Consider the following 745-nt stretch of genomic DNA (forward strand, 5'->3'; position numbering starts at 1 on the left):
AAGTCATAACCACCCGTGAAAACGGGTGGCTTGTACACCGGCTATAAGCCGTTTCTCTCCAGCGGCGTCTAAAGACGCTCGCTGAACTTCGTTCAGGTCGTGCTATATTACTTGACTAATGCCCGTCACAACGGGCTTTTACCTTGTTCTAAATCCGCCATCAGAAAACGGATCTTCATATTCTTTTACACTCAGCTTATCGAGTGCAATGTCATTCTTTTCCTGCTCGCGAATATATTTAGCTACGGTCTTTTCGTTTAGTCCAACGGTACTTACATAGTATCCCCTAGCCCAGAACTTTCGATTTCCATACTTATATTTTAAATTAGCGTGCTTATCAAATATCATCAATGCACTTTTGCTCTTGAGATACCCCATAAAATCGGAAATCGAAAGTTTGGGAGGTATCAGTACAAGCAGGTGTACATGGTCTGGCATCATATGACCTTCGATAATCTCCACGCCACGACAACCGCATAGATGTTTAATAATATCTATCAAATCCGACCTGACTTTGTAATATATCGCCTTACGGCGATACTTAGGTGTAAAAACTATATGATATTTGCACATCCATTTAGTATGTGATAAACTGTAACTGGTTTTAGCCATTTATTTTTCCTCCTTTATCTAACCTGAACAATTAGATTATACTTGGAAAAATAAATGGAAGCTAGAAGCCTTGTCAGCCACCAGCATAGCTGGTGGTTTTCTTGTTTTTCTCTACGAGAAAAACTGGCTTGAA

1 protein-coding gene is annotated in these 745 nt (G+C 40.0%); it reads right to left on the reverse strand.

Going from position 1 to position 745, the window contains the following annotated elements; all coding sequences use genetic code 11:
- Window positions 1-138: 138 nt before the first annotated feature.
- A complete protein-coding gene (gene tnpA, locus HT693_RS09000) occupies window positions 139-612 on the reverse strand; it encodes an IS200/IS605 family transposase (protein ID WP_001140801.1) in 474 nt (157 codons plus the stop codon).
- Window positions 613-745: the final 133 nt, after the last annotated feature.

The sequence above is a fragment of the Streptococcus sp. 2154 genome (assembly GCF_013277255.1).
Classification (GTDB): domain Bacteria; phylum Bacillota; class Bacilli; order Lactobacillales; family Streptococcaceae; genus Streptococcus; species Streptococcus pseudopneumoniae.